Here is a 26,599-nt window from a genome sequence, read left to right on the forward strand (position 1 = left end):
TTCTCGCTACTCCCTGTGGTTCTCGATCGGATACGGTCATCCTCGTGGCGCCGACTCCGAAGACCCTGGCCTCCCAGCTATCTAAGCGCGGTCCGCACAAGGTGCTGCGCGGCGACCTCTCCTTGGCGGGCCAACCCGGCGTGGTGTACACCCCCGCAGAGGGCTTCTCGCTACCCGTGGTGGCGTTCGCGCACGGCTGGATGACCGGCGTCGACCGGTACGCGCAGACCCTGACCCACCTCGCCTCCTGGGGCCTGGTGGTTGCGGCACCCGACACCCAGCGCACGCCCGTCCCCTCGCATCTCGGCCTGGCTTCGGACCTTCGGACCGCGGTCGACATCTGTGCGGGCGTGCGCCTCGGCCCTGGCAAGATCAGCGTCGACCCGACCCGGGTCGCCTACGCCGGTCACGGCATGGGAGCGGGCGCAGCGGTGATCGCCGCCGCGCAGCACGGCCCGGCCGCGGCCGTCGCCGCCCTGTTCCCCGCACCGACCTCGCCGTCGGCGGAGAAGTCGGCCGCCGCCATCGCGGGTCCCGGGTTGATCGTCGCGGGCGCCGATGACATCGATTCGCTCAACTGCAATGCCCGCTCGATCGCCGAGTCCTGGGGTGGTCAGGCGATCCTGCGGACCGTCGACGGTGCCTCGGGCAGCGGACTCACGGAGGGCCGCCGGTTGTTCGGCGCGCTCGGGCTCGGCGGATCCGAACGCGGAACGCAGAAGGTGACGCGGGCGCTGCTGACCGGATACCTGCTCTACCACCTGCTCGGCGAGACCCGGTACGAGCAGTACGCGCTGCCCGGCGCGGACCTCCACGGCACCGTGGCCGTCGAACTGGCTGCCGATCAGACGAGCCAGCTCTCCGGGTAGCCGTACGCGGGCTCCTGCTCTTCGAGCTGCGGTTCGGGCACCGCTGCGGCCGAACGCAATTGGCTCGACAGTGTCTCGGCGGCGCGATTCGCCGCCGCGAGTGCCTCCCGGATGCTGTCCATCGCGGCGGCATGCTCGACGAGCAGCGAATCGGCCGAGACCGGGTTCCTCACAGCGGTCCCGCCTCAGCCAGCTCGGCGCCGGACGCGGGTTCGGCCGGTTCGGCGGGTTCGTCTAGCTCGGTGGGGATGACGCCCCGGCGCGCGGCTGTTCTAGGCGGCACGGCGACGGGGGCAGGGGTCGGCTCCGGCTCGGACCCTGCCGGCTCCGGCTCCGTCGGCTCCGGCTCTGTCGGCACGGGCTGTGCCGGCTCCGACTGGACCTCGCGCCCGTCCGCTGCCTGCGGGTACGGCTCACTTTCCTCGGCCACGACCACCACGACAGTGGTAGGCGGCACGGGATCCACGCGCAGGGCCGAATCGGCGACCAACCGGTGCGCCCCGTCCGCCGCCGCTGCCGTCGCGTCGCACAGCTCGGTGAATCCGGCGAGCTGTGCCCGCACGTGTGGCACGAGAACCTCGTGCAGCCAGGTGGTGCTCGCCTCCACCGCGAGGCCGAGCAGCGCGTCGCCGACCGCCGTCGCCAGTTCGCCGAACAGTCCGGTCGCCTGCGCGAGCAGCCCACCGGCATCGTCCCCCGGCCGCAGCGCGGCGACCGCGATCATCACGTCCACGTCCTGCGGGCTGCAGCCGCCGATTCGCGTCGCGTCGAACGACCGACCGACGTCGGCGACATCGACCGCCGCCGCGCGGATCACCTCGGCGGCCGCGATCATCGCCTCGTGCACCGCGATCAGCGCCTCGCAGGTCGCGCGCCCCTGCTCGAGGTGGGCGCCGATCGTCGCAAGGGCGGCATCGGCCGCGACGCCCTCCCAGCCGGCCGCGAGGCCGAGCAGCAGTTGTTCCTGCGCCGCGCACTGGGCGCGCAGCACGGCGACCGCCGCGCCAACGGCGTCGGCGTCGGCCTCCATCGTGGCCGGGTCCAGTCCCGTCAGCTCTTCGTGGCGCGCCCGCAGCGACTCGCAGCAGGCCTCGAAGGGCACGATGGAGGCCGCCCGGGGCAGGAACTGTGCGAAGTACTCGAGCCCCGACGTCACGGGTGGCCGCCGTCGAGGGCACGGGCATGGTCCCAGTCCTGCCCGGCGTAGTCGTTCACCGTGTCGGCCAACCGGCGCGCGTCGTCGAAGGTGGCCGCCGACCAGGCGGACACGCCGTCGGCGAGCCGGTCGAGGCCTCGGGCCCGTAGCGCGCCCGCCGTCGCCGCCAGTGCGTCCGACGAAGCCGCAAGTCCGTCCGCCACCACCCGCAGCGCGGCCTCGTCCAGAACTAACCGCTCACCCACCGCCACTCCCATCAGCCGACCACACCCGTCACAGGTTCAGACGCAGCGGCTGCGCCTGCGGTTCCCCTGACCACGGACTCAGAACGATTCCTCGTCGAGCTCCATGATCTCGTTGTCGATGGTGTCGAGGACCAGCCTGATCGAGGCCAACCCGGGCAGGACGTTCTTGACGAAGTACGAGGCGACCACCACCTTGCCCTGATAGAACGCTCGCTCCTGCCCGGCGACATCGGCGTCAAGGGCAGCGAGCGCCACCTCCGCCTGCACGAGCAGCCGCCACGCGATGAGCAGGTCACCAACGGCCAGCAGGAAGCGCACCGACCCGAGGCCGACCTTGTACAGCTCCTCCGGTCGCTGCTGCGAGGCCATCAGATAGCCGGTGAGTGTCGCCGCCATCGCCTGAACGTCCTCCAGCGCGGAATCCAGCAGCGCCCGCTCGGCCTTGAGTCGTCCGTTGCCGCCCGCCCCGTCGATGAACTCCCGGACCTGCCCTGCCACGTGCGCGAGCGCCACCCCACGGTCGCGGGCGATCTTGCGAAAGAAGAAGTCCTGCGCCTGGATTGCCGTGGTGCCCTCGTAGAGGGTGTCGATCTTGGCGTCGCGGATGTACTGCTCGATCGGATAGTCCTGCAGGTAGCCGGAGCCACCGAGGGTCTGCAGGCTCTCGGTGAGCAGCTCGTAGGCCCGCTCGGAGCCGACACCCTTGACGATCGGCAGCAGCAGGTCGTTCACCCGGCCCGCCAGTTCGGCGTCGGCGCCGGACACCCGCTCGGCGACGTCGGCATTCTGGTGGGCGGCGGTGTAGAGGTACACCGCTCGCAGACCCTCGGCGTATGCCTTCTGCATCGCCAGGCTGCGCCGCACATCCGGATGGTGGGTGATGGTGACGCGCGGCGCGGTCTTGTCGGTCATCTCGGTCAGGTCCGCACCCTGCACCCGCTCCCTGGCATAGGCCAGGGCGTTCAGATATCCGGTCGACAATGTCCCGGTGGCCTTGGTGCCCACCATCATTCGAGCATTCTCGATCACCTGGAACATCTGCGCGATGCCGTCGTGAACGTCGCCGACCAACCACCCGACCGCGGGCACATCGGTGGCGCCGAACGTCAGCTCACACGTCGGTGACGACTTGATGCCCATCTTGTGCTCGACGCCGGTGACGTAGACGCCGTTGCGCTCGCCCAGGTCGAGGGTGTCCGGGTCGAAATGGAACTTGGGAACGTAGAACAGGCTCAGGCCCTTGGTGCCGGCACCCGCCCCCTCAGGACGGGCCAGCACCAGGTGGAAGACGTTCTCGGCGGTGTCGCCCACGTCGCCGCCGGAGATGAACCGCTTGACTCCCTCGATGTGCCAGGCGCCGTCGTCCTGCTGTGTCGCCTTTGTTCGGCCCGCGCCGACGTCCGACCCGGCATCGGGCTCGGTCAGCACCATCGTGCCCGCCCAGCCGCGCTCGAATCCCGTTTTCGCCCAGTGCTTCTGCTGTTCGGTCCCCACGTTGTACAGCACGCTTGCCATCAGCGGCCCCATGTTGAAGAAGCTCGCCGAACCGTTCGCCGCGATCAGCATCTCGCCGATCGCCCACACCAGCGGCGCGGGCGCGGGCACGCCGCCCATGCCTTCCGGCAGTCCGAGGCGCGACCAGCCGGCCTCGTTGACCGCCTCGACCGTCCTGCGGAGCGCATCGGGTACGACGATGGCGTGGTTCACCGCATCGAACTCGACCGGATTCCGATCGGCCTCGGCGAACGACGCCGCGACCGGCCCCTCGGCCAGCCTCGCAACCTCCGACAGGATGGTGCGAACGGTGTCGGTGTCGAGGTCCCCGTAGGCACCACCGTCGAGCACCTCGCCGAGCCCGAGTACCTCGAAAAGATTGAACTCGATGTCACGCACGTTGCTCTTGTAGTGCCCCATGGTGCTTCTCCCTCATCCCGTGGTCGATGCGTGGAGAAGCCTGCCCGACAAGCGGATCCGTACGCAACCGTAGGTTGCCGCCGGTCAGACAGCACTCTTCGGGACGAAGATCCACATCGCCAGGTAGATGAGCACCTGCGGCCCCGGCAGCAGGCAGGACAGGACGAACAGCGATCGCACCAGCCACGGCTTCCAGCCGAGGTACCGGGCGAGGCCTGCGCAGACGCCACCGAAGACGGTCCCGGTGCGGGCGCGGGTGAGGCGACGGGTGCTGGTCTGAGTGGTCATGGGCTCCCTTTCGGTGGACGGTGCAGCACTCGCTGCGTTGTCCTCCACTATTCGGGAGTCGGTGCCCTCGCCGCATCGCGCTCAGGGTTGATTTCAGGTTAGGGGTATCCCCCGACAGGTTGATGCGAGAATCCTTGGAGAGTAGGGGTTTACCCCTACTGCCCCAGCATCACACCGACGCGACGCGGTCCGCGAGGTCGTCGGCCAGCTTCTGGGCGATCTCGATCTCGGCGGCCTCGACCATCACCCGCACCAGCTGCTCGGTGCCGGACGGGCGAAGCAGCACGCGGCCCGCCTCACCGAGCATCGCCTCGGCCTCGGCCACTGCCTCGAGCACCGCGGGCGCGATGGCCACCGCGGCCTTGTCGGTGACCTGGACGTTGACCAGCACCTGCGGCAGCGTGCGCATCACCGCGGCCAGCTCCCGCAGCGACGTGCCGGTCTGCGCCATCCGGCCCATCAGCCGCAGCGCGGTGAGAACACCGTCGCCGGTGGTTCCGAAGCAGGGCAGCACCACGTGCCCGGACTGCTCGCCGCCGAGGCTGAACGAGCCGTTGCGCAACTCCTCGAGGACGTACCGATCGCCGACCGCCGTCGTGCGGACCTCGATGCCTGCCTCGCGCATCGCGATGTGCAGGCCGAGGTTGCTCATCACGGTGGCAACCAGGGTGTTCTGGGCGAGCTCGCCTGACTCGCGCATGGCGAGGGCGAGCACGGTCATGATCGCGTCGCCGTCGACCACGGCGCCGGTGGCGTCGACGGCCAAACACCGGTCGGCGTCGCCGTCGTGCGCGATCCCGAGGTCAGCGCCGTGCGCCAGGACCGCGGCCTGCAGGTCCTCGAGGTGGGTGGAACCGCAGCCGTCGTTGATGTTCAGGCCGTCGGGATCGGAATGGATCGTGATGACTCGTGCGCCCGCCGCCCGGTAGGCCTCCGGGCCCACCGCCGAGGCGGCGCCGTTCGCACAGTCGACCACCACGGTCAATCCGTCGACGCGGTGGGTGGTGGCACGGGCGAGGTTCTCTAGGTAACGCTCGGCCGCGTCGGCCGCGGTGCGGACGCGGCCGATCCCGGCGCCGGTCGGGCGCGGGATCAGGTCGCGGTCCGCGATGGCGGCTTCGATGCGATCCTCGGACTCGTCGTCGAGCTTGTGCCCGCCCGCCGCAAAGATCTTGATGCCGTTGTCCGGCATGGGGTTGTGCGAGGCGGAGATCATCACGCCGAGCGCGGCGCCGTAGGCGCCGGTGAGGAAGGCGACGGCCGGTGTGGGCAGCACACCGACGCTGACCACGTCGACACCCGCCGCGGTGAGGCCTGCGGTGACGGCGGCCTCGAGCATCTCACCGCTCGCGCGGGGGTCGCGCCCGACGACGGCGGTCGGTCGGGGCACGCCCCGCTCGGAGAGCGCCAGCACCGAGGCAGCGGCCCCGGCGATCCGTAGCGCCAACTCGGCGTCGAGCTCGGCGTTCGCCAAGCCACGTACGCCGTCCGTACCGAACATCCGACCCATGAATTCAGACCCCTCTGCCGTGCTACGACGAGAGCGGGCGTCCGGTACTGCTGGACGCCCGCTCTCGTTGGTGAACAGGTGCCGATACCGACCCTAGGGCCGGCATCGGCGGCACATCAGCGCTTCGAGTACTGCGATGCCTTACGGGCCTTCTTCAGGCCGTACTTCTTGCGCTCGACGGCGCGGGCGTCACGGGTGAGGAAGCCGGCGCTCTTGAGCGCGGGGCGATCCTCGGGGGTGACCTCGATCAGGGCGCGGGCGATGGCCAGACGCAGGGCGCCTGCCTGTCCGGACGGTCCGCCGCCGTGCAGGAGCGCGACGATGTCGAAGGACTCGGTGCGCTCCACGGTGACGAGCGGGGCCTTGATGAGCTGCTGGTGCACCTTGTTGGGGAAGTAATCCTCCATGGTGCGACCGTTGAGCTTGAACTCGCCGGTGCCGGGGATCATGCGGACGCGGACGACCGCCTCCTTGCGACGGCCGACGGTCTGGATCGGACGGTCGATGTAGATCGGGGCGGCGGGGGCAACGGCCACCTCTGCCTCGAACTCCTCGACGATCTCGGGCTGATCGGCGGAGTCGAACTCCTCCACCGCAGTCTCCTCGACAACGACCTCAGCGGTCTCGTTCTGCTCGGTCACTGTGCCACCTGCTTGATCTCGAACGGAACCGGCTGCTGCGCGGCGTGGGGGTGATTCGGGCCTGCGTAGACCTTCAGCTTGCCGGCGATGGCGCTGCCGAGCTTGTTCTTGGGGAGCATGCCGACGACGGCCTTCTCCACGAGACGGTCGGGGGTCCGCTCCAGGACCTCGCCGACGGTGCGGGACCGCAGGCCACCCGGGTATCCGGAGTGGTTGTAGAGGAGCTTGCCGTCGCGCTTGTTGCCGCTGATCGCGACCTTGTCGGCGTTGATGATGACGACGAAGTCGCCGCCGTCAACGTGCGGTGCAAAGGTGGGCTTGTGCTTGCCGCGCAGCAGGTTCGCTGCCTGGACGGCAAGGCGGCCGAGCACCACGTCAGTGGCGTCGATGACGTGCCACGTGCGGGTCACATCTCCGGCCTTCGGGGTGTACGTAGACACAGAACTTCCTCGTCATATCGTGTAGCTGCTGGCCACGGCGTGTGGTCCGGATGATCTCGGCGGCCAGTGGGGACCCGAGAACCCGCACTACAACGGGCACGTGAGTGCCGCGCCGTACCGCACGCCGACGTAGAACGATACCGCCCAGGTCAGCGCCTGGTCAAAGTGGGTCCAGGCGCAACGCCCGACGTGACCTCGGTCAGCGGGGTCGCAACTGGCCGATTGCCGCGTCCGGGAACAGCTCCCTCGGGTAGGCGATGAGCACGCCCTTGGAGTCGACGAAGCGGAGAACGACCGCGCCACCACGAACCGCCACCGTGCCGATCCGGGCGAACGGCACCATGCTCGACTCGACGGGGGTGACGATCTCGAACCCGTCCCGGCCGAACCGGGTGGACAACGCCGCGCCGGGGAACGCGAACCGGCCGAAGTTCGCCCGGTGCCGCCGCATCAGGAGCATCGTCACGACGCCTGCCACGACGAGGACCAATGCAAGGAAGGCGAGGTAGGTGAGCACCGCGTCGCCGATACCGAACGCCGACTCACCGAGCCGTCGTCGACTACGCCAACCCGGCAGCACCGGCAGGACCGGCAGGCCGAGCAGGATCAGCCACAACTTCGGCCGGCTCCACAGGTCCGCTACCGCCGCCCGCACCAGCACGCCGACCGTCTCCGGGCCTGCCACGTATCTCGTCAGCAACGGTCCGGTTTCCTGCCCCTGGTTCATCAGTCCCCCCCCCGATGACGTGTGATCACAGCCCGGTCATCCTAGTTCCAGCGAGGCCGCCAGCTGCTCGACCGCCCACGTGATCTCGTCACGCTCGATCACCAGCGGCGGCGCCATCCGGATGGTGCCCTCGTGGGCGTCCTTTGCCAGCACCCGGCGGGCGAGCAGTCTCTCGCAGACAACCCGCGCACCGGGCTGGCCCTCCGCCAGTTGCACGCCTGCCCACAGCCCGCGGCCGCGAACCTCCGAAACCTGGTCCGGCGGTAACTGTCCGAGCACGTCGTGCAGGTAGGCGCCGAGTTTGCGGCTGCGTTGCTGGAACTCCCCCGTCTCCAACAGCCGGACGACCTCGCTGCCGACGGCGCAGGCGAGCGGGTTCCCACCGAAGGTGCTGCCGTGCTGGCCCGGGCGGATCACGTCCATCACCGCACGGTCGGCCACCACCGCCGAGACCGGAATCAACCCACCGCCGAGCGCCTTGCCGAGGATGTAGACGTCGGGCACGACGTTCTCGTGGTCGCAGGCGAAGGTGTCGCCGGTCCGGCCGAGCCCACTCTGGATCTCGTCCGCGAGCATGAGAAGCGAGTGCTCGTCGCACAGCGCCCGGACGGCGGCTAGGTAGCCGGCAGGCGGCACCAGCACGCCTGCCTCCCCCTGGATCGGTTCGATCAGGACCGCGGCGGTGTTCACCGTGACGGCAGCGGCGAGCGCGTCGATGTCGCCGTAGTCGACGGTGCGGAACCCCTGCGGGTAGGGACCGAAACCGTCGTGCGCGTCGGGGTCGGTGGAGAACCCGACGATGGTGATGGTCCTGCCGTGGAAGTTTCCGGCAAAGGTGATGATCTCCGCGCGATCCGGGGCGACGCCCTTGACGTCGTACCCCCAACGTCGAGCGAGTTTCAGTGCGGTCTCGACGGCCTCCGCCCCGGTGTTCATCGGCAGCACCGCCTCCTTGCCGCACAGCCGCCCCACGTCCTCGCAGAAACCCGCGAACGCGTCGTGCTGGAACGCCCGGCTGGTGAGCGCGAGCCTGTCGAGCTGTGTGCGGGCGACCTCGACGAGGCGCGGATGCGCGTGCCCGAAGTTGAGCGCCGAGTATCCGGCCAGCATGTCGAGGTACTCGACACCGTCTATCCCGCGCGCCCAGGCGCCACGCGCGGAAGCGAGCACCACCGGCAGCGGATCGTAGTTGTGCGCGCTGTGCGCCTGCGCCCGTGCGAGTTCCGCGACCGTGTCGGCCGTCACCGGCACCCGCGCGCTCATCGACTCGCCTTCAGCTCGCGATAGCCGCGCAGTTCGAGGGTGCAGCACTTGATCCCGCCGCCGGACTTGAGGAACTCCGAGAAGTCCACCGGCACCGGGACATAGCCGCGGGCGGCGAGCTGCCGCGCGAGCCCGTGCGCCTGGCTGGCGAGCACCACGTTACGTCCGTCACTGACCAAATTGAGGCCGAGCCACTCGGTGTCGGCTTCGGCGGCGATGATCGCGTCGGGGAACAGTTCCCGGAGAACGACGAGGCTCTCGGGGGCGAAGGCCCGTGGCAGGTAGGCGATGGTGTGGTCGTCGAGCACACCGAGCGCGGTATTGAGGTGGTAGTACCGGGGATCGATCAGCCGCAGAGTCACCACCCGGCGGTCCAGATGCCGCGCAACCTCGGCGTGGGCGCGCTCGTCGGTGCGGAATCCTGTTCCTGCGCAGACGATGTCGCCGACCACCAGCAGATCTCCCTCGCCCTCGTTGACGTACTCGGGGCGGGTCGGCCGGCGCAATCCGTTGGCACGGAACCAGCGCAGGACATGGTCGGCCTCCGCCGCCCGCTCCCGGCTCCGATAGCGCGCACCGAGCGCGACACCGTCGATGACCAGGCCGCTGTCGGTGACGAAGACCATGTCAGGCAGACCCGGCACCGGTTCCACGGTCAGGACCTCGTGCCCCAGTCCCCGGTAGGTCTCGACCAGGCTCCGCCATTGGGACATCGCCGCCGCGGTGTCGACGGGATCCTCGGGCCGCATCCACTCATTGATGCTGTAGACGACGTCGAAGTACGTCGGCGGGCACATCAGGTAGCTCCGTGGCCGCGCGAGGCGGGCGTCCGTCCGACCGGAATCGGCATCTGCGGTCTGCGTCATCCCCTGCCCCTTTCGGCGAAGGTGCTACGAGTATCCGCGCCCGTCGGATGCGAATCAATGACCCGGCCCCGAACAGGAGAATTCCCCGGTGGCTCTCCTCCACCGGGGAATTCTCGTGGCATGAACGCGACAAGCGCGCCGACATCAGGCCCAGCTGGACGCCGCGCTGTTGTTCGTCGCATTCATGTCGTCATTACCGGCGCCCACGGCGCGACCGATGGCCTCGAGGACCTGGTTCAGCTCGTTGGCGGCGGAATCCCACTTGGCCTGCTGCGCCTGGTAGGCCTCCGAGGCGGAGCCCTCCCACTCGGCGACGAGGGGCGCGAGGTAGCTCTTCAGGTCGCCCAGCTTGCCGTTGATGTTGCCGCTGGTGGCGGCGATGTCCGCCCGGGCGCCGTCGATGGCGCCGAAGTCATAACGCATGGTCCCGCTCATGGGTCCTCCTACAGTGTGGATCGAAAGCAGCCTGGTACGAAAGGGTGGTGCCCGCTCGGGTCCGGCCCGAGCGCGGACTCAGATGTTGAGGCCGCCACCTGCGTTGTTGATGGCGCTCGAGTGGTCGTCCTGCACAGCGGCATAGGCGACCCCGTTGGCCTTGATGTTCTCGCTGATCGCCATCAGCGACTCGTTGAGCCGCTTGGCGCTGGACTCCCAGCGAACCATCAGGTTGTCGAACGCGACCTTGGCGGCACCTTCCCAGGCGCCGTTGACGGCGGCGAGCCGACCCTGAAGCGAGGACAGCTGCCCCTGGATGTCCTGGTTGACATCGCCCACGTGCCGCGACGCGGTCTCCATGGTTTCGGTGGTAGTCCTCATCTGACCCATGACCAACTCCTCTTAGATCGTCCGCGTCCTGGATTTCCAGCCCCCTCTGGACTGAGACGGACCGCGCCTACACAGAGTTGGACGCGCGAGCCCGGTGGTTCGGTTCCATCGAATCCGAACCAATTTCCACGAACCCGCGATCCGCTAGCCGTCGCCGATCACCACACTGCGAACTGCCTGCTCACATGGTCCCGCGAGCTCGAACCACCGATCCGCCGAGATCTGGCAGCCGACGCTGACCTGCAGCCCGTCCTCGACGAAGACCGACCACCGCACCTCGGACGCGGGGTCCGGGTGCTCCCGATACGCCAGCCCCGACCGCCCGTCGACGTCGGCGGGCTCGAGTGCGCCGAAGGTCTCCGGCCGCAAGGCCATCCGCTGGCGCAGGGTGTTCGCCACCGCATCGAGATCGGCGCCAGGCGTCAGTTCCTGCGCCGCGACCACGATCCGTGCCGCAGTGCCGTTCTCCGGCACCAACTCCACCCGGGTGGGGCCGCTTCGCTCGGAGCGTTCACGCCACCCCGGCGGAACCGCCAGGCTCACCCTCCCCGCTTTCGCCGAAGCCTGCGCCTGCACTTGCGGGGTCGACTCCGCCCCTGCGGGAGGATCGGCGCTCGTCCCGACGACGAAGACCGCGGTGACCGCCGCGACGACGAGCAGACCCGCCGCTGCCAGTGGAGCCCAACGACCGACGCTGTCCCACCACGGACGCGGACGCCGCATCGCGGGAGCGTGGAAGTCCATCGCCTCCGGTGCCGGAGCCACCAATTCGAGTCCGCGGGCCAACGCGCCCGCCGCGACGGCCGAGCCGGGAATCGTCCTCGCCACCAGCGGCAGCTCCCACCCGGCCTCGATCGCCTCGACGATCGACGGGCCCGTTGCTCCCGGCAGTTCGCCGGTCACCAGGACCCTCGGCGGCCGCTCCTGGCACAGTTCACGGATGGCGGTGACGAACTCGCCGACCGCGTCGGGGCGTTCACGCACATCGGACGAGCCCAATTCGCCCCTGTGTACGCAGTCGACGTGCCTGCAGTCGAGACTGTCGCCTGCGGGCACCGATACCGTCGTGTCGAGGAATCCGACCTCCACGACCGCGGTCCCGGTGGGCATCGGCTCCTGCGACCAGTGCATCAGCGCCTCCGCGACGCTGATCAGGAGGACCTCCTTTCCGATGCCGCGGCCTGCCGTGACCAGGGCCCGCCGCCTGCCGCGCCCCCAGTGCGCCGGGTGGGTCAGCACCACCAGGTCCGGCGCGGCGCGCACACCGAGCCGGGTCGCCACGTGCCGCAAGACCCCGGCGAGCACCTCGTCCATCGGGAACACCCGGTCGCCGAGCGAGAGGTACTCGTCGTCGACGTACCGAACCGGATAGGGCTCGAAAGACTCCGGATCCGCGATCCCCGCGACGAAGGCCCGCTCCCCGAACTGAAGCCCGAAGGCGTCGGCGTATACCGCTGCCGGGCAATCGAACTGCAGGCCGCTTCGGCACCCCCACACCGTCGATTCGGTGAGGTGGATCGCCAGCACGCCGTGGTCGGTGACGGCGGCGGAGCCGCCACTCGTCACGGCGGCGGAGCCGCCACTCGTCACGGCGGCGGAGCCGCCACTCGTCACCGCGGGGCCGTCGATTGTCACAGCGGCGGAAGCCACGCCACCTGCACCAGGGACGCGCCCGCCCTGGTGACCAGAGTGCCGCGGCCCGGAGGCATCTCGCTGGGTCGGACCGTGCCGATCAGATTGCCCTCGTCGCGGCTTCCGCTCATCACGAGTCCCGCGGAGACGAGATCGCGCAACCGCGCGATGATCGGCTCGTACAGCGCGCGGGCCGCGCCGCCGGAACGGCGGGCGATGACCAGGTGCAGTCCGATGTCATTGGCGTGGGCCAGGTATTCCAGCAGCGGGGTCAGCGGGTTGCCGCTCGAGGTGGCGACCAGGTCGTAATCGTCTACCACCACGTAGATCTCGGGACCGGTCCACCAGTTGCGTTCGCGAATCGCCTGCTGGGTGATGTCGGGACCCGGCATCCGGCTCTCCATGATCCGAGCGAGCTCGTTCATGAAGTCGGTCGCCTTCGACGCGGTCGGCGCGTACCCGGCGAGGTGATCACCCTCGACGACACCCAGCATGGTGCGTCGGTAGTCGATCAGGATGATCTTGGCCTGGGACGGGGTGTTCGACTCCATGATGCCCGCGCAGATCCCCCGCAGCAGCGTGGTCTTTCCTGAAGCGCTGTCGGCGAACGCGAGCATATGCGGCTGTTCCCTGAAATCCACGAATGCAGGGGCCAACTCGGCCTCGTCGATGCCGATCGGGATCCGGCGGCACCCGTCGTCGCCCGCGGGCGGCCAGCCGGGCGCGGCCATCGCGACCAGCTCGCCCCGCGGGAACCGCTCCGGGAGCATCCGTACCGGCGGCGCCGCCCGCCCGACGGTGACCGCGGAGATCCGTTCGACAGCGTCGGCGATACCTGCGGTGAGGTCGGCGCTGCGCGGGTTGCCGTCCACACGGGGCAACCCGGTCAGCAGGTGCAGGCCCTCGCGCGTCATGCCCCGACCGGGCCGACCCTCGGGCACCCGGGATGCCTTGGGCCTGCCCACGTCCGAATCCGACGGATCGCCGAGACGGAGCTCGATCCGGGTACCCAACTGATCCTTGAGTGCCGGGCGGACCTCGCCCCACCGCGACGCGGTCAGGACCACGTGCACGCCGAACGAGAGACCCTGGCCGGCGAGGGCGCCGATCTGGGCCTCCAGCGGCTCGAAGTCCTGCCGGATGCTGGGCCAACCGTCGATGACCAGGAACACGTCGCCGAACGGATCTTCGGACACTCCCACCGCTCCCGCACCGCCGGTCGCCGGGTCGAGTGAACGCAGCCGTCGGAACTCGGCCATCGAGTCGATGCCCAGTTCCCTGAATCGGTGCTCACGCTGACGCACGATGGTGTTCATCTCGGCGACCGTGCGACGCACCCGGTCCACGTCGAGGCGGTTCGCGACCGATCCGACATGCGGGAGCCCGGCCAGGCCCGCGAGGGTTCCGCCGCCGAAGTCGAGGCAGTAGAACTGCACCTGCTCGGGAGAATGGGTCAGCGCCATGGACATGATCAGGGTGCGCAGCGCGGTGGACTTGCCCGACTGCGGCCCGCCGACGATCGCCATGTTGCCGTGCGCACCCGCGAGGTCGACCACGAGCAGGTCACGTCGCTGATCGTAGGGTCGATCGACGATGCCGATCGGTGTCCGCAGCGAACTGACCGCGGAAACCGGCTCGATCAGTACCGATCTCGGCACCATCGACTCGAGGGTGGGCGGGTCCTCGAGCGGCGGCAGCCACACCCCATGCGCGGCAGGACCGCAGTTCCGGATCCGGTCGACCACTGTCTCGAGGACGGTCAGCCCGCTCGGTTCCGGCGCCACCTCCATGACGCTCGGCGGGGACGGGGCATCGACGATCAGGTCGGACACCGGCGCCGCGGTGAACGGACGTGGACGCAGGTCGATCGGGGAGGCGGCGGCCTCGATTGCTCCGCGCGACCGTCCACCGAGGTATGGGCCGGAGACGTAAGCAGCCGCAAACCTGACGATCTCGGCGGAATCGCACTTGAGATAGCCCGAGCCCGGCGTCGCGGGCAGGTGGTAGGCGTCGGGCACCCCGAGGACCGTGCGGGATTCGTTGGCGGAAAAGGTCTTGAGCCCGATCCGGTAGGAAAGGTGGCTGTCGAGACCGCGGAGCTTGCCCTCCTCGAGTCGCTGGCTCGCCAGCAGCAGGTGCATGTGCAGGGAGCGACCCAGACGCCCGATCGCCACGAAGAGATCCGCGAATTCCGGCTGCTGGCTGAGCAGTTCGGAGAACTCGTCGACGACGATGAACAGCGCAGGCAGCGGGGCGAGATCGGCGCCTGCCGCGCGGGCCTTCTCGTAATCGGAGACGTTCGCGAAGTTGCCAGCCGAACGCAGCAACTCCTGCCTGCGGTTCATCTCACCCGCGAGCGCGTCCTTCATCCGGTCGACCATCGCCAGTTCCTCGGAGAGGTTGGTGATGACCGCGGCGACGTGCGGGGCGCCCTCGAGGCCGAGGAACGTGGCACCGCCCTTGAAGTCGACGAGCACGAGGTTCAGCGATTCCGGCGAATGGGTTGCCAGCAATCCGAGCACCAGGGTGCGGAGGAACTCCGACTTACCCGATCCGGTCGCGCCGATGCACAGTCCGTGCGGGCCCATGCCGTTCTCGGCGGCTTCCTTCAGGTCGATCTCGACCTGGGAGCCGTCCATGCCGACACCGATCGGTACCCGCAGCCGCTCCCGCGCGGTCCTCGGGGCCCACGCCACCTCGGGATTGAGGGTGGCAACGTCGGGGATACCGAGCAGATGGTGCCAGCTCGCGACCGGCTGACCGTCCTCGACGGCGTCGTTGGCCTGCTGGGTTGCCGTTCGGAACGGGGCCAGCCGCCTCGCCGCGTTCTGCGCCTGGTGGGTACTGAGCTGATCTGCGACCGCGAAGGTCTCCACCCCGGAACCGCTTCGCGCGCCGATGGACTCGCCGTCCATCACGAGCTGGATCCCGCGGCTCGCGGCCAGCGACGGGCAGTAGCCGCTGAGGTCCAGCAGCGTCACCGAGTCCAGGCCGCCGTCGATGATGCTCTCGCCGTCCAGGATCCCGCCGTCGACCACCACGATCATCTGCGCCACGCCGGCAGTGGCGGGCGCGTTGCGCGAATACCGGCTACGCATCGCCAACTGGGGTCCGAGCGAGGCCTCGAGTTCCATCAGTGAACCGAAGAACATCCGGCTCGTGCCTGCGCCGTCCTGCGACTCCGGATGCTGCGAGTGCGGTAGCCATTTCGCCCATTCCCACTCGGGTGCGGTGTCGGGACCGCAGACGACCGCGACCTGCAACTGATCGGGTCCGTGGAAGGTGCACAGTTGCACCAGCATCGAACGCACCATCGCGCGGGCAGCGGACCGGTCACCGTCGATGCCGATGGCCGCGAAGCCCCGCACCGAAACCGCCGTCGGTAGCTCGTGCACCACGGAGTGGGTCCGAACGAATCGTCGTAGCGACACCGCGGCAACCGGTTCGAGGTCCTCCACCGGCCCGGTCTCGGGGGCGATCAACCGGGTGGCCAGCCGTTGGCTGCCACGGCCGACGCGGACGTGGCAGTAGTCCGGATCGGCGACCCGCCGCTCCCACATCCGCCCGGTACCCGCCAGGGTCCACAGGAACCGCGGGTCCGGGTGGCTCCACTCGAGGGCCGCGCGCTGTTTGTCGCCGGTGTCATAGACGTCCCGCCGTAGTTGGTCGAGGTAGCGCAGGTAGTCCTTGCGGTCCTCGTTCGCCTCGGCGGACCTGGCGCCCCCGCCCTTTCCGCCACCGCCCGCGAGCATGCCCAGCATCGAGACGACCATCATCACGGGGAACAGCAGCGACATCGGGTTGGCTGCCATGCCGGAGGTGAACATCAGGGCGACCATGCCGAGCATCGCCACCACCATCACCACGGGCAGCAGCTTGGTGAGCAGGTTTCCCGGGATGATCTTCGGAATCTCGGGCGGGGCCTGCAGGCTCAGTTCGCCACCCGGCGTGCGCGGCGCCTCTCGGCGTGCCCTACGTACGAACCGCACGGTACTCACGCGCGTTCACCCCCCAGATTCCGCTTGGCCATCCCGCGGTGGACCCCACTCCCCTGGGTCGACACCTCGAGCCATCAGAGGTTAGCCCATCCCGCGCGCGCCCCACAGCTCCGGGCCGACGGTCGGCGATGTCGTAGAGTTCTCCCGTTATACGAGGATCGGTGCAGGTGGGGCCCTGCACACCGAGTTTCTTTTGGGGGGAACCGAAGATGACCACGCCGCGCATGGACGCGTCAAGGGCCGACACACATCAGGGTGGCCGTACCGACCTGTGTCGCCTGACGATTCTGGCAGATCACACCCAGGTGGACCTCGCGGTGCCGTTCGGGGTGCCGGTCGCGCTGATCATTCCCGGCATCGTCGACATGATCGAAAGCCACAGCATCGCAAACGACTTCGCGACTCCCGCGGAGGCATACGAACCCACCGAATGGGTGTTGGCACGGATCGGACAATCCCCGCTGTCGTCGACGCTCAGCCTCGGCGAGCACGGGATACGTGACGGCGATCTACTGGTCCTGCAGTCCGCGCCGACGAGCGCCCCCGCGCCCCTGTTCGACGACATCATGCACAACGTCGCCGCCCTGGAGGCCGACCGGTACCGGCGCTGGACCCCGCTGTCGGCACGGGTGATGGGGTCGGTCGTCGCGGTCCTCGCCACGACGGCAGGCGCAGGAGCGTTGCTGCTGGCGCGTGCCGAATCGGACAGTCTCCTCGGCGCGTTCGCGGCGCTCATCGTTGCCGCGCTGCTGCTCACGGCGGGCACCGTCGTCAGCCGGATCTACCTCGACCGGTCCGCGGCTGTGGTGCTGTGCGGCTGCGCGATGCCCCTCGCGTTCACGGCAGGCGCCCTGATGGTGCCCGGCCGACTCGGCGCCGCTGGCCTGCTGTTGGGGGTCGTGACCTGCGGCGCAGCCGCGGCGCTCGCCCTGCGGATCAGCGGGGTCGGCCTGTCGCTGTTCACCGGTGTTGCGGCCGCCGCCCTCCCCGTGTCGGTGGCCGCCGCGGTCGGCACGCTGACCGACCAGCCCACGTACGCGATCGGTGCGGTCCTCGCGGCCGCCGCGCTCGCCGGACTCGCCTTCGCCCCCCGCATCTCGATGTTGTTGGCCAAGCTCCCGCTGCCGCCGGTGCCCTCGCCCGGGTCGTCGGTCGACATCGAAGAGGAGTCACTCGAACCTGACGCCGTGCTGCCGTCGTTCGCCTCGCTCGCATCGAGGGCGGCGCGCGCCCGGCAGTACCTCACCGGGCTGGTGTGCGCGATGACCGTGCTGACCGCGGCGGGCGCCCTGCTCGCCGCCAAGGTCTTTGCCGACGGTGGAATCTACTGGCCGGGGACCATTCTCGCGACCGTGTGCGCGGGTGTGTTGATGCTTCGCGGCCGCACCTACGCCAGCGCCGAGCAGGCCGTACCCCTCATCGGCGGTGGCGCCGCCATCGTGCTGATGCTCCTCATCGGCGCCGCCGTCACCAACCCCGGTCAGTCCGTCGGGGTCTTCGCACTGACCGTGCTCGTCGCCGGGCTCGCTCTCGCCCTCGGGGTCATCGCGCCGAGTCAGACCTTCTCGCCGGTCCTGCGTCGCGGCGTCGAACTGCTGGACTACGCGGCGATCGCCGCAGTGGTCCCGCTGGTCTGCTGGGTCTCCGGGCTGTTCAGCATGATGCGCGGCCTGTGAGCGGCCACGCACGCCGGATCCCGATCGCGCTTGCCGGTGTCGCCCTCGCGGCGTCGCTGAGCCAGGCGACCGCGATCGCGATACCTCCGCCCTCGATCGACCCCGGTCGCGTACCACCCAACTCGGCGCCGTCCGGCCCGAAGACCGAACTCAGGGACCCCTGCGCGACCACTGCGCCGGCAAGCGACCTCGCGCAGGTGCCGCCGCCGCAGCGCGCGCTGGACCTGGAGTCGGTGTGGCCGCTCAGCACCGGCCGGGGCCAGACCGTCGCGGTGATCGACACCGGCGTCGAGCGGCACAGCCGGCTGCCCGGACTGATCCCCGGCGGGGACTACGTCTCCACCGGCGACGGCGCCCAGGACTGCGACGCACACGGGACGTTGGTGGCGGGCATCATCGCGGCCAATCGCAACGGCCAGACCGGATTCGCGGGCGTGGCGCCCGACGCGCGGATCCTGAGCATCCGGCAGTCGAGCGACATCTATCGGGAGACGGACGGCCGCAAGGACGCCGAGGGTCAGAACGCCAAGGGCGTTGGCAACGTGAGCACGCTCGCCCGGGCCATCCGGCACGCTGCGGATTTCCCGGGCGTGACGGTCATCAACATCTCCGAGGTGGCCTGCGTCCCCGCCAGCGCGGGCGACGTCGCGGCCCTCGGCGCCGCCGTCGACTACGCCGCGCGCATCAAGGACATCGTCGTCGTCGCCGCGGCAGGCAACCTCGAAGGCGCCTGCAAGGATCCGAATCCGACGCCGAACCCCGCCACACCCCATGCGGATCCGTGGGATTCGGTGATCACCATCGCGACCCCTGCCTGGTACGACGATCAGGTGCTCGCGGTGGGCTCGGTCAACCCGGACGGCGCCCCGTCCGCCTTCACGGTCCCCGGACCGTGGGTCGACGTCGCCGCGCCCGGCACCGAGATCACCTCGCTCGACCCGCGCAGGCCCGAACCGACCGGGCTGACAAGCTCTGTCAACGGAAAACCTGTCCAGGGCACCAGCTTCGCGGCCCCTTACGTCGCGGGCACCGCCGCGCTGATCCGTGCGCGGTTCCCGCAGTTGAACGCACGCCAGGTGATGGACCGGATCGAGCAGACCGCCCACGCGCCCGCCAACGGTTGGGATCCGTTCGTCGGACACGGCGTCATCGACCCTGGCGCCGCGGTGACCGCTGAGGTTCCCGGTGCCACGCAGGCACACGGCGCCCAGTCCACCGCGATGGCCATCCCCGAGGCCCCGACGCCGCCCGACCTCCGTCCGCGAAACGTCGCAGTGGTGGGAGCGGGCGGCGTCGCCGCGCTGCTCGGGCTCGGGCTACTGGCCTCGTTCCCGTTGCGCCGCAGGCTTCAGCGGGACGGCGGCGAGACGTCGACCGGCTGATCGTCGGGGGCGACCCCGTCGTGCGCGAGGAAGGCCGCTTCCCGACCGAGCATCGGTCCAGGGGCGAGCATGCCGACGATCGACCACGGCGCCGCGACGCTCCCGTCGGTGAACCCGAGAACCTTTGCCGTCTCTACGTTCTCGACGCCGTAGCGGACTCCGGTGTCCGCGATGAAGAACAGTGCACCCTTGCGTTCGCTGGAGGGATCGATGCCCGTGGTGTGGACCAGCCCGCCGCTGCCCGGCTTCAGGTAGGCGGTGTCGGCATTGGGTCCGGACCCGTCCGCCTGGGCCAGCGACACCATCTTGGCGTCGGCCGGGAGCGGAATCGCGTTCCCGGTGATGACGCTGACGGTTGCCCGGAGTCCCCCGTCGGATTCGTCGGCCCCGTCGATCGGCTGCCAGGACAGGCAGCTGACCGGGCGGCTGTCGAAGTCGACGATCTCCGGCGCCACTTCCGGAAAGGTGGACACCGCCAGGTCGTTCGCCTGTGGAACCCGAGACACGACATCGGGGGTGACGTTGTCGGCGCCCGCGCTGCCCTGCGAGTCCGAGTACCGGATCAAGTCCTCGGTGGCTTGGCCGATCTGCTGCAGCCCCCCTCGCAGCACCACATAGGACTTGGTCTCCTGCGCGTCCTGAACACGAACAACGGAACCGATCGTCTTGCCCTGCAACGAGTAACCCGGCTGGCCACCCGCTCCGTCGATCACCGGCGGCGCGATCGCGGGCGCCTCCGGGATCGCGTCCAGCAGACCCGGACTCACCGGCCTCGGTTCGATCCCGTCGAGACCGAACGCGAGCGAGACGGCGCGATTGCCTGGGTCGATCCGCGCACGCCTGCCGTCGTAGACGAGGAACGTGCCGTCCGCACCCGTCACCAACAGCGCCTTGCCGTCCGCGAGAGTCGAGATGTTCTCACCGAGTTCGGGTTCGCCCGCGATGACCGCGGTGCTGATCGCCTTGGTCCCGCCGGAAGCGATGGAATCGCACACCGTCCACGCGGTCGGCTCGCCGTGTGGAAGTGCCGACGGAGCACCGGGAATGCCCATCAGGGCCCCGCGCGGACGAGTCCCGATCTCCGACTCCTTGACGATGACCGGCGTCGCCGCATCGCCGGCGATCAATCGGGCAGAGGCCAGGTTCAGCACGGGGTGGAGGGTGTCCTCCACCATCACGAACATCGCCCCGGAATCCTTGCCCACGACGACCTGCGCGTCACCGATCTTGTCTTGCGGCCGGATCAACGCCAATGCGCCACATCCGGCCAGACCGATCGCGGCCAGCACCGCCCCCACTGCCAACGCCCGCGACTGGGTTCGCATCGGGTCGTGCAGCATTCGCACATCCCGGCGAACCAGGGCGTGTTCCATCCGACGAACCAAGAAGCGATACCCGTTGACCTGCCAACGCGTAGTCGGCTGTGCTGCCATGTTCCCTCCCCCGTTTGGCGCGCACTACGGATGGACACAGTACAGTTCTGCCGGAGAACCGAGCGGCGGGGACCGCACGGATCAGGGGCGATGGGGGAAGATCGTGTCTCGACGACGGGGGCGGCGTCGGCGTGTGTTGCCGATTGTGTCTGTCCGTAATCTGGTGGTCGCGCAGCTGCTTGGGGCCGCCGCGGGCGCGGTGGCGGCCGCATTCGGCCTGACCTGGTGGCCCGCGGTGGCGATCGGCGCGGTTGTCGCGCTGCTCGGCCTGATCCCCCTCGGAGGTCGTTGCCTCCTCGACTGGGTGGCGACCGGCGGGCGGTATCTGCTCCGGCGTGAACACTCCCCCGGCCAGACGTCGAACTTCCGTACCCCCTCGGGACCCGTGGTCGGGCTGCACTGGGACGGCGGATCCGTGGTCGCCGTCATCGAGGTGCTCCCGACCCTTGGCAACCTGACCCAGGTCACCCGCGATGCATTCGAATCGGTCCACCGACTGCCGGTGCTCGCACTGGCGGAATCGATGACCCAGCAGGACATCAGCCTCAGCGGCATCGACATCGTCAGCCACGGCTATCGCGCGAGCGCAGGCAGTCCCGCCACCGAGGTATACGACCAGCTGGTGGGGCCACTGCCCGCCACCGCCTTGCGGACGGTCTGGCTCGCGGTCCGGTTCGACGCGACCGCCGAGTCCGAGGCTGTCGCACGGCGCGGCGGCGGCACCGAGGGCGCCGCGCGGACCGCGTCGGTCGCGGCACTGCGAATCGTCCGCGCGCTGTCCGATGCGGGCTGCGAGTCGCGGCTGCTCACCGCAGCCGAGATCGACTCCGCCGCAATGCAGATCAGCCGCGGTGTGCGCCCCGGCTCATTCACCCGCACCTGGACCCACACCCCGTTGCCCGGCGTGTGCAACACCGGCTACGCCATCGACCCACGGGTACTGTCCGACGAACTGCTGGCCAAGCTGTGGGTGCCGTCGAGCCTCGGAACCACGGTGACCGTGCGGATGCGCCCGGGCGCGCGACCAGGCGAGGTGCGAGTGGCCGCCTCCTGCCGGATGACCACCCGAACCATGCCGGAGCGGCTCGAGATCCCCGGCCTCATCTCGATGCAGGGCAGGCACGCCGACGGCCTGGCCTCCAACCTGCCGTTCGCCTCCCCTGACCTCGACACGCTGACTCCGTTCACCGACTTCTCGGCCGCGGAGCTCGATGCCCTCGCGTTGCCGCTGTCCGGCTGTGGCCAGCTGATCGGTTCCGACAACTACGGACACGGGCTGACTGCCCGGATCGTGGGGCCGGAGATCGAGTCCGTGGATGTGCTCGGCGAGCTGTACCTGGCGCAGCAGTTGGTCTTTCGCGCCATCGCCACGGGAGCCCGGATCCAGATCCACTCGGACCGACCGCAGGTGTGGGGCTCGCTGATCGATTCCATCGCCACGCCCGATCGATTGCGGCTGATCGACGACCCCACCCGACTCGACCCGACCTTCACCGCGGTCCTGTTCGACGGGGTGGAGCCGGTGCCGCCGCGAGCCGGGGTGACCACCATCCGGGTGCGCGACGTGCACGAGCCCGCCCCGGACGCCGAGCCGCAGATCTCGATCGTGCAGCCGGGCGCCAGCGGCGATCGCGTCACGCTCCGCGCCGACGGCAGGCAGGTCGACCTGGTCCTGGTCACCATCGCGCAGGAGACCGCGTTCATCGGCAGGCCGAGGGCCACCCATCCGCTACAGCCGGCCCGTTGAGTAACCGTCAGCCGGGGTACGGGTCGGCCGAGCGGGCCGTGCGCAGCGCGGAGGACCACCACGCGAGCTGATCGAGCAGTCGGGCGGAGCCGTCGATCGCGGCTCCGTCCCCGGTCTCGCCGTCCGGACCGAATCGCTTGCGGGCCTGGTGAAAACTGACGGTCTGCCGGATCGAGACCATGTGCACCTCGGCGACCACCTGACGCAGTTGCTCGGTCGCGCGCAGTCCGCCGGACAATCCGCCGTACGACACGAAGCCGACCGGCTTGGCTCGCCACTGCTCCTTCGCACTGTCGATGGCGTTCTTCAGCGCGGCCGGATAGCCGTGGTTGTACTCCGGGGTCACCACGACGAAGGCCTCCGCCGCTTCGACCCGTTCGCGAAAGGCGTCCGACTCGGCGCCGCCGGACAGGTCGGCCGGGAGCGCGATGTCGGCGAGGTCGAGCACACCGACATCGAAGGCCTGGTGTGCGCGTGCCCGACGGAGGAACCACTCGGCGACGACGGGTGCGAACCTGCCGACACGAACGCTGCCGACGATCACCTCGAGCCGGATCGGTTCTGTTGCCACGCCCCATCGAACCACGAACCGAGCGCGCACGCGCCACCTCCGGACACGAGAAGGCCCTCGCCGAGCTCGGCGAGGGCCTTGTCGTTCACGTGCCTAGGATCCGAAAGGCAGTCCGGCCGACCCGGTTCCGCCGCCGTCACTGCCGCCCGACACGGTGACGGACACGGTCGGCGAGACCGACCCCAGGAACCGTCCCCCGCCCGAGTACACCGCGGTGATCGGGTGGGTCCCGTTCGCCTCGAACGTGTGCGAGAGCGACGCCTTGCCATCCACGACTGCGACGGGTGCGCCGATCGAGGCATCACCGTCCTTGAACTGGACGGTACCGCCCGTTGGAACCGGCGCCACCATCGCGGAAAGCTCGACGGCAGCGCCCGCCGCTGCGGAGCCGGGCACGGTCAGCCCGGTCGAAGTGGCGGTGTCCGGCGCCTCGACGGTCGCGAAGACGCCGATCGGGTTGAACGTCTGCGTCGAACCGAACGTGTTCACGTCGAACGTCAGACCACTGTCGAACGTCCCCGCGGGCGCGGTGTCCGGAACCTTGTACGACAGCTCCAACGACACCTTCCGGTTCACGTTCTTCGACAGCATCCACGCGCTCGCCGAGTTCGACACCGACACCCTGTTGTTCGCCACATCGACATTCGGCGTGACCGACGACGTCGACGCCGCCGACACCTTCGCGCTGCCTGCCACATACTCGAACCCGGCCGGATGCACATCGGTGATCTTGTTCAGGTACCGATCGATCGCACTGTTCACCGAGAACTCGGTCCGGTACGTCACCACCTCACCCGGGAACACCGACCCATCGCCCAGCAACGTCTTCGTCGCCACGATGTTGGTGGCCGTCACCGTCGCCGACAGCTGCGCCGCGTTCGCGACACCACCACCGACCCCGAGACCGAGGGCCGCGACGGCCGCCACGCTCACCGCCGCCGCTACGCGACGCAACACGGCTTGAGACATCTTGATTTCTCCTCGATTTGGTTGGATCACCGTGAAATCAGCTGGGTCAGGAGCCGAACCCGAACTGGCTCGAGCCGCCGCCGCCGGTGTTCTCCCCGGTGACCTTGAGCGTGGTTGCCGCAGAGGTCGAACCCGTGAAACCGGGAGCCCCCGAGTAGACGGCGGTGATCGGGTGGTCACCCGGGGTGTTGAACGTGTACCACAGCGTGGCCGTGCCGTCGACCACGCTCACAGGGCCGCCGATCGGGGCATCACCCTCCTTGAACTGCACCGTGCCACCCGCGGGGGCAGGGGTGACCGCGGCCACCAGGCGCGTCTGAACGCCGGTCTGCGCATCACTCGCCAGGCTGAGCACCGTCGAGGTAGCGACGTCGGGCGCCGACACCGTCACGGTCGACGGCGCCGATGCCGAACCCGTGAATCCGGGGACTCCCGAGTACACCGCGGTGATGCTGCGCGGACCGGTGGCGGAGAACGCGTGCGACAACGTCGCCGTGCCGTTCACCACGTTCGCCGGTGCGCCGATGGTGGCGTCACCGTCCTTGAACTGCACGGTGCCACCCGCAACCGCCGGAGACACCGAAGCCGACAGATCAACCGCGACACCCACGGTGGCAGTCGCCGGCACAGTCAGCTGCGTCGCCGTGGACGCCGGGCCCTGCACGTCGATCGTCACGCCGATCGGGTTGAACGTCTGCGTCGAACCGAACGTGTTTACGTCGAACGTCAGACCACTGTCGAACGTCCCCGCGGGCGCGGTGTCCGGAACCTTGTACGACAGCTCCAACGACACCTTCCGGTTCACGTTCTTCGACAGCATCCACGCGCTCGCCGAGTTCGACACCGACACCCTGTTGTTCGCCACATCGACATTCGGCGTGACCGACGACGTCGACGCCGCCGACACCTTCGCGCTGCCTGCCACATACTCGAACCCGGCCGGATGCACATCGGTGATCTTGTTCAGGTACCGATCGATCGCACTGTTCACCGAGAACTCGGTCCGGTACGTCACCACCTCACCCGGGAACACCGACCCATCGCCCAGCAACGTCTTCGTCGCCACGATGTTGGTGGCCGTCACCGTCGCCGACAGCTGCGCCGCGTTCGCGACACCACCACCGACCCCGAGACCGAGGGCCGCGACGGCCGCCACGCTCACCGCCGCCGCTACGCGACGCAACACGGCTTGAGACATCTTGATTTCTCCTCGATTTGGTTGGATCACCGTGAAATCAGCTGGGTCAGGAGCCGAACGGGAGCGAACCGGCCGCACCCGCACCCGCAACCGTCACCGTGCTGGCCTGCGAACCCGCACCCGAGAAACCCTCGAACCCGGAGTACGCCGCGGAAATCGAATGAGCACCCGCCGTGGTGAAGGTGTGCGACAGCTTCGCCTTACCGTCAACCACATTCACCGGACCACCGATCGGGGTGGACCCATCCTTGAACTGCACCGTGCCACCGGTGGGCGTCGGCGACACCGTCACCGAGAACTCCACCACCACACCACGATCCACGGTCGCAGGCGCCGTCAACACGATCGACGTCATCACATCCGGCACCGGCACAGACACCGACTGCACCGCCGACGACGAACCAACAAACCCGGGAGCACCCGAGAACACCGCCGAGATCGCATGCGCGCCTGCCGCAGCGAACGTATGCGACAAGACCGCCTTCCCGTCCACCACATTCACCGGAGCACCCAGCGCCAGGTCACCGTTCTTGAACTGCACCGTGCCACCGTTCGGAGCAGGCGAGACTGTCGCCTTCAGCTCAGCAGGCGCACCCACGATCGCCGACGCAGGCACCGACAACACCGTCGTCGTCGCCACATCCGGCACCGACACATTCACAACCCCGGCAGCCGACGTCGACGCCTTGAACCCGGGGGCACCGGAGAACACCGCGGTGATACTGCGCGCACCCGCGACGTCGAACGCGTGCGGGATCGTGGCCTTGCCGTCCACCACATTGGCCGGCCCACCGATCGCAACACCACCGTCCTTGAACTGCACCGTGCCGCCAGCCGGGGTCGGGGACACCGTTGCCGACAGATCGAGCGCCGCACCGACATTCGCCGTCGCAGGCACCGTCACCGTGGTCGTGGTCGCCTCATCCGGCACCGACACCGTCACCGTCGCAGCAGCCGACGTCGAACCCGTGAACCCCGCACCACCCGAATACACCGCGGTGATCGACTTCGCACCCGCAGCATCAAAGGTGTGCGAGAGCGTCGCATTGCCACCGCTGACCGCAACCGGCGAACCGATGTTCGCGCCGCCGTCCTTGAACTGCACCGTCCCACCAGCGTTCGCCGGAGCAACCGTCGCCTTCAACTCCACCGCGGCACCGACATTCGCCGTCGCAGGCACCGTCACCGTGGTCGTGGTCGCCTCATCCGGCACCGACACCGTCACCGTCGCAGCAGCCGACGTCGAACC

The 26,599-nt window shown here is 69.2% G+C and carries 24 protein-coding genes; 4 read left to right on the forward strand and 20 right to left on the reverse strand.

Features of this window, described 5'->3' with window-relative positions; all coding sequences use genetic code 11:
* Positions 1-44: 44 nt before the first annotated feature.
* Positions 45-869, forward strand: a complete 825-nt coding sequence (locus ACFXMV_RS08880) for a hypothetical protein (RefSeq protein ID WP_378499626.1) — start codon at positions 45-47, stop codon at positions 867-869.
* On the opposite strand, the gene ACFXMV_RS08885 is transcribed toward ACFXMV_RS08880, so the two are convergent.
* The 15 genes from ACFXMV_RS08885 to eccCa form a co-directional block, all read right to left on the reverse strand.
* Entirely contained in the window at positions 845-1,042 is a 198-nt protein-coding gene (locus ACFXMV_RS08885; RefSeq protein WP_378499625.1) for a hypothetical protein, read from the reverse strand. The two genes, ACFXMV_RS08880 and ACFXMV_RS08885, sit on opposite strands and share 25 nt — an antisense overlap.
* The gene (locus tag ACFXMV_RS08890) at positions 1,039-2,025 is read right to left on the reverse strand and encodes a hypothetical protein (protein WP_378499624.1); all 987 of its coding nucleotides are present in this window, start codon (positions 2,023-2,025) and stop codon (positions 1,039-1,041) included. The genes ACFXMV_RS08885 and ACFXMV_RS08890 overlap by 4 nt, the downstream gene beginning before the upstream one ends.
* Positions 2,022-2,282, reverse strand: a complete 261-nt coding sequence (locus tag ACFXMV_RS08895) for a hypothetical protein (RefSeq protein WP_378499623.1) — start codon at positions 2,280-2,282, stop codon at positions 2,022-2,024. Before ACFXMV_RS08895 ends, ACFXMV_RS08890 begins: the two co-directional genes overlap by 4 nt.
* Positions 2,283-2,348: 66 nt before the next feature.
* The gene (locus ACFXMV_RS08900; RefSeq protein ID WP_378499622.1) at positions 2,349-4,184 is read right to left on the reverse strand and encodes an acyl-CoA dehydrogenase; all 1,836 of its coding nucleotides are present in this window, start codon (positions 4,182-4,184) and stop codon (positions 2,349-2,351) included.
* A gap of 84 nt (positions 4,185-4,268) precedes the next feature.
* The gene (locus ACFXMV_RS08905; RefSeq protein ID WP_378499621.1) at positions 4,269-4,472 is read right to left on the reverse strand and encodes a PspC domain-containing protein; all 204 of its coding nucleotides are present in this window, start codon (positions 4,470-4,472) and stop codon (positions 4,269-4,271) included.
* Between the two features lie 169 nt (positions 4,473-4,641).
* The gene (gene glmM, locus ACFXMV_RS08910; RefSeq protein WP_378502882.1) at positions 4,642-5,982 is read right to left on the reverse strand and encodes a phosphoglucosamine mutase; all 1,341 of its coding nucleotides are present in this window, start codon (positions 5,980-5,982) and stop codon (positions 4,642-4,644) included.
* Positions 5,983-6,098: 116 nt separating this feature from the next.
* Positions 6,099-6,623, reverse strand: a complete 525-nt coding sequence (rpsI, locus tag ACFXMV_RS08915) for a 30S ribosomal protein S9 (RefSeq protein ID WP_378502434.1) — start codon at positions 6,621-6,623, stop codon at positions 6,099-6,101.
* Positions 6,620-7,063 carry a 50S ribosomal protein L13 gene (gene rplM / locus ACFXMV_RS08920; RefSeq protein WP_097210382.1) on the reverse strand — a complete coding sequence of 148 codons (444 nt, stop codon included), beginning with the start codon at positions 7,061-7,063 and terminating at the stop codon, positions 6,620-6,622. The genes rpsI and rplM overlap by 4 nt, the downstream gene beginning before the upstream one ends.
* A gap of 199 nt (positions 7,064-7,262) precedes the next feature.
* Positions 7,263-7,790 (reverse strand): hypothetical protein, encoded by a 528-nt coding sequence (locus tag ACFXMV_RS08925; protein WP_378502883.1) that lies wholly within the window; start codon positions 7,788-7,790, stop codon positions 7,263-7,265.
* Positions 7,791-7,826: 36 nt separating this feature from the next.
* On the reverse strand, positions 7,827-9,053 hold the full coding sequence (gene rocD / locus ACFXMV_RS08930) for an ornithine--oxo-acid transaminase (RefSeq protein ID WP_378500830.1): 1,227 nt from the start codon (positions 9,051-9,053) through the stop codon (positions 7,827-7,829).
* Complete coding sequence (gene ddaH, locus ACFXMV_RS08935) at positions 9,050-9,919, reverse strand: dimethylargininase (RefSeq protein WP_378500831.1); 870 nt, start codon at positions 9,917-9,919, stop codon at positions 9,050-9,052. The genes rocD and ddaH overlap by 4 nt, the downstream gene beginning before the upstream one ends.
* A gap of 144 nt (positions 9,920-10,063) precedes the next feature.
* A complete protein-coding gene (locus tag ACFXMV_RS08940) occupies positions 10,064-10,354 on the reverse strand; it encodes a WXG100 family type VII secretion target (protein ID WP_378500832.1) in 291 nt (96 codons plus the stop codon).
* Positions 10,355-10,432: 78 nt separating this feature from the next.
* Positions 10,433-10,744 (reverse strand): WXG100 family type VII secretion target, encoded by a 312-nt coding sequence (locus ACFXMV_RS08945; RefSeq protein ID WP_378500833.1) that lies wholly within the window; start codon positions 10,742-10,744, stop codon positions 10,433-10,435.
* A 144-nt stretch (positions 10,745-10,888) separates the two neighbouring features.
* Entirely contained in the window at positions 10,889-12,394 is a 1,506-nt protein-coding gene (locus tag ACFXMV_RS08950; RefSeq protein ID WP_378502884.1) for a type VII secretion-associated protein, read from the reverse strand.
* On the reverse strand, positions 12,376-16,374 hold the full coding sequence (eccCa, locus tag ACFXMV_RS08955; RefSeq protein ID WP_378502885.1) for a type VII secretion protein EccCa: 3,999 nt from the start codon (positions 16,372-16,374) through the stop codon (positions 12,376-12,378). Before eccCa ends, ACFXMV_RS08950 begins: the two co-directional genes overlap by 19 nt.
* 209 nt (positions 16,375-16,583) lie before the next feature.
* On the opposite strand from eccCa, the gene eccD reads away from it, so the two are divergent.
* Both eccD and mycP read left to right on the forward strand, forming a co-directional pair.
* The gene (gene eccD, locus ACFXMV_RS08960; protein WP_378500062.1) at positions 16,584-18,050 is read left to right on the forward strand and encodes a type VII secretion integral membrane protein EccD; all 1,467 of its coding nucleotides are present in this window, start codon (positions 16,584-16,586) and stop codon (positions 18,048-18,050) included.
* Complete coding sequence (gene mycP / locus ACFXMV_RS08965; protein ID WP_378500063.1) at positions 18,047-19,432, forward strand: type VII secretion-associated serine protease mycosin; 1,386 nt, start codon at positions 18,047-18,049, stop codon at positions 19,430-19,432. The genes eccD and mycP overlap by 4 nt, the downstream gene beginning before the upstream one ends.
* Here the strand turns inward: mycP and eccB are convergent.
* A complete protein-coding gene (eccB, locus tag ACFXMV_RS08970; RefSeq protein WP_378500064.1) occupies positions 19,399-20,865 on the reverse strand; it encodes a type VII secretion protein EccB in 1,467 nt (488 codons plus the stop codon). The genes mycP and eccB overlap by 34 nt on opposite strands.
* Before the next feature lie 145 nt (positions 20,866-21,010).
* Here eccB and eccE point away from each other — a divergent pair, with 145 nt between their 5' ends.
* Positions 21,011-22,612: a type VII secretion protein EccE gene (eccE, locus tag ACFXMV_RS08975; protein ID WP_378500065.1), complete on the forward strand. Its 1,602-nt coding sequence runs from the start codon at positions 21,011-21,013 to the stop codon at positions 22,610-22,612.
* Positions 22,613-22,619: 7 nt separating this feature from the next.
* Here eccE and ACFXMV_RS08980 read toward each other — a convergent pair whose 3' ends face one another.
* From ACFXMV_RS08980 to ACFXMV_RS08995, 4 genes are all read right to left on the reverse strand, one after another.
* Positions 22,620-23,183: an NADPH-dependent FMN reductase gene (locus ACFXMV_RS08980; RefSeq protein ID WP_378500066.1), complete on the reverse strand. Its 564-nt coding sequence runs from the start codon at positions 23,181-23,183 to the stop codon at positions 22,620-22,622.
* Between the two features lie 93 nt (positions 23,184-23,276).
* Positions 23,277-24,152: an Ig-like domain-containing protein gene (locus tag ACFXMV_RS08985; protein ID WP_378502886.1), complete on the reverse strand. Its 876-nt coding sequence runs from the start codon at positions 24,150-24,152 to the stop codon at positions 23,277-23,279.
* A gap of 46 nt (positions 24,153-24,198) precedes the next feature.
* Positions 24,199-25,350, reverse strand: a complete 1,152-nt coding sequence (locus tag ACFXMV_RS08990; protein ID WP_378502170.1) for an Ig-like domain-containing protein — start codon at positions 25,348-25,350, stop codon at positions 24,199-24,201.
* A 46-nt stretch (positions 25,351-25,396) separates the two neighbouring features.
* Positions 25,397-26,599: Ig-like domain-containing protein (locus ACFXMV_RS08995; RefSeq protein WP_378502169.1), on the reverse strand; the 1,203-nt coding region annotated here is incomplete at its 5' end.

Origin of the sequence: Rhodococcus sp. NPDC059179 (assembly GCF_042754885.1) — a bacterium.
Lineage (GTDB): Bacteria > Actinomycetota > Actinomycetes > Mycobacteriales > Mycobacteriaceae > Rhodococcus_G.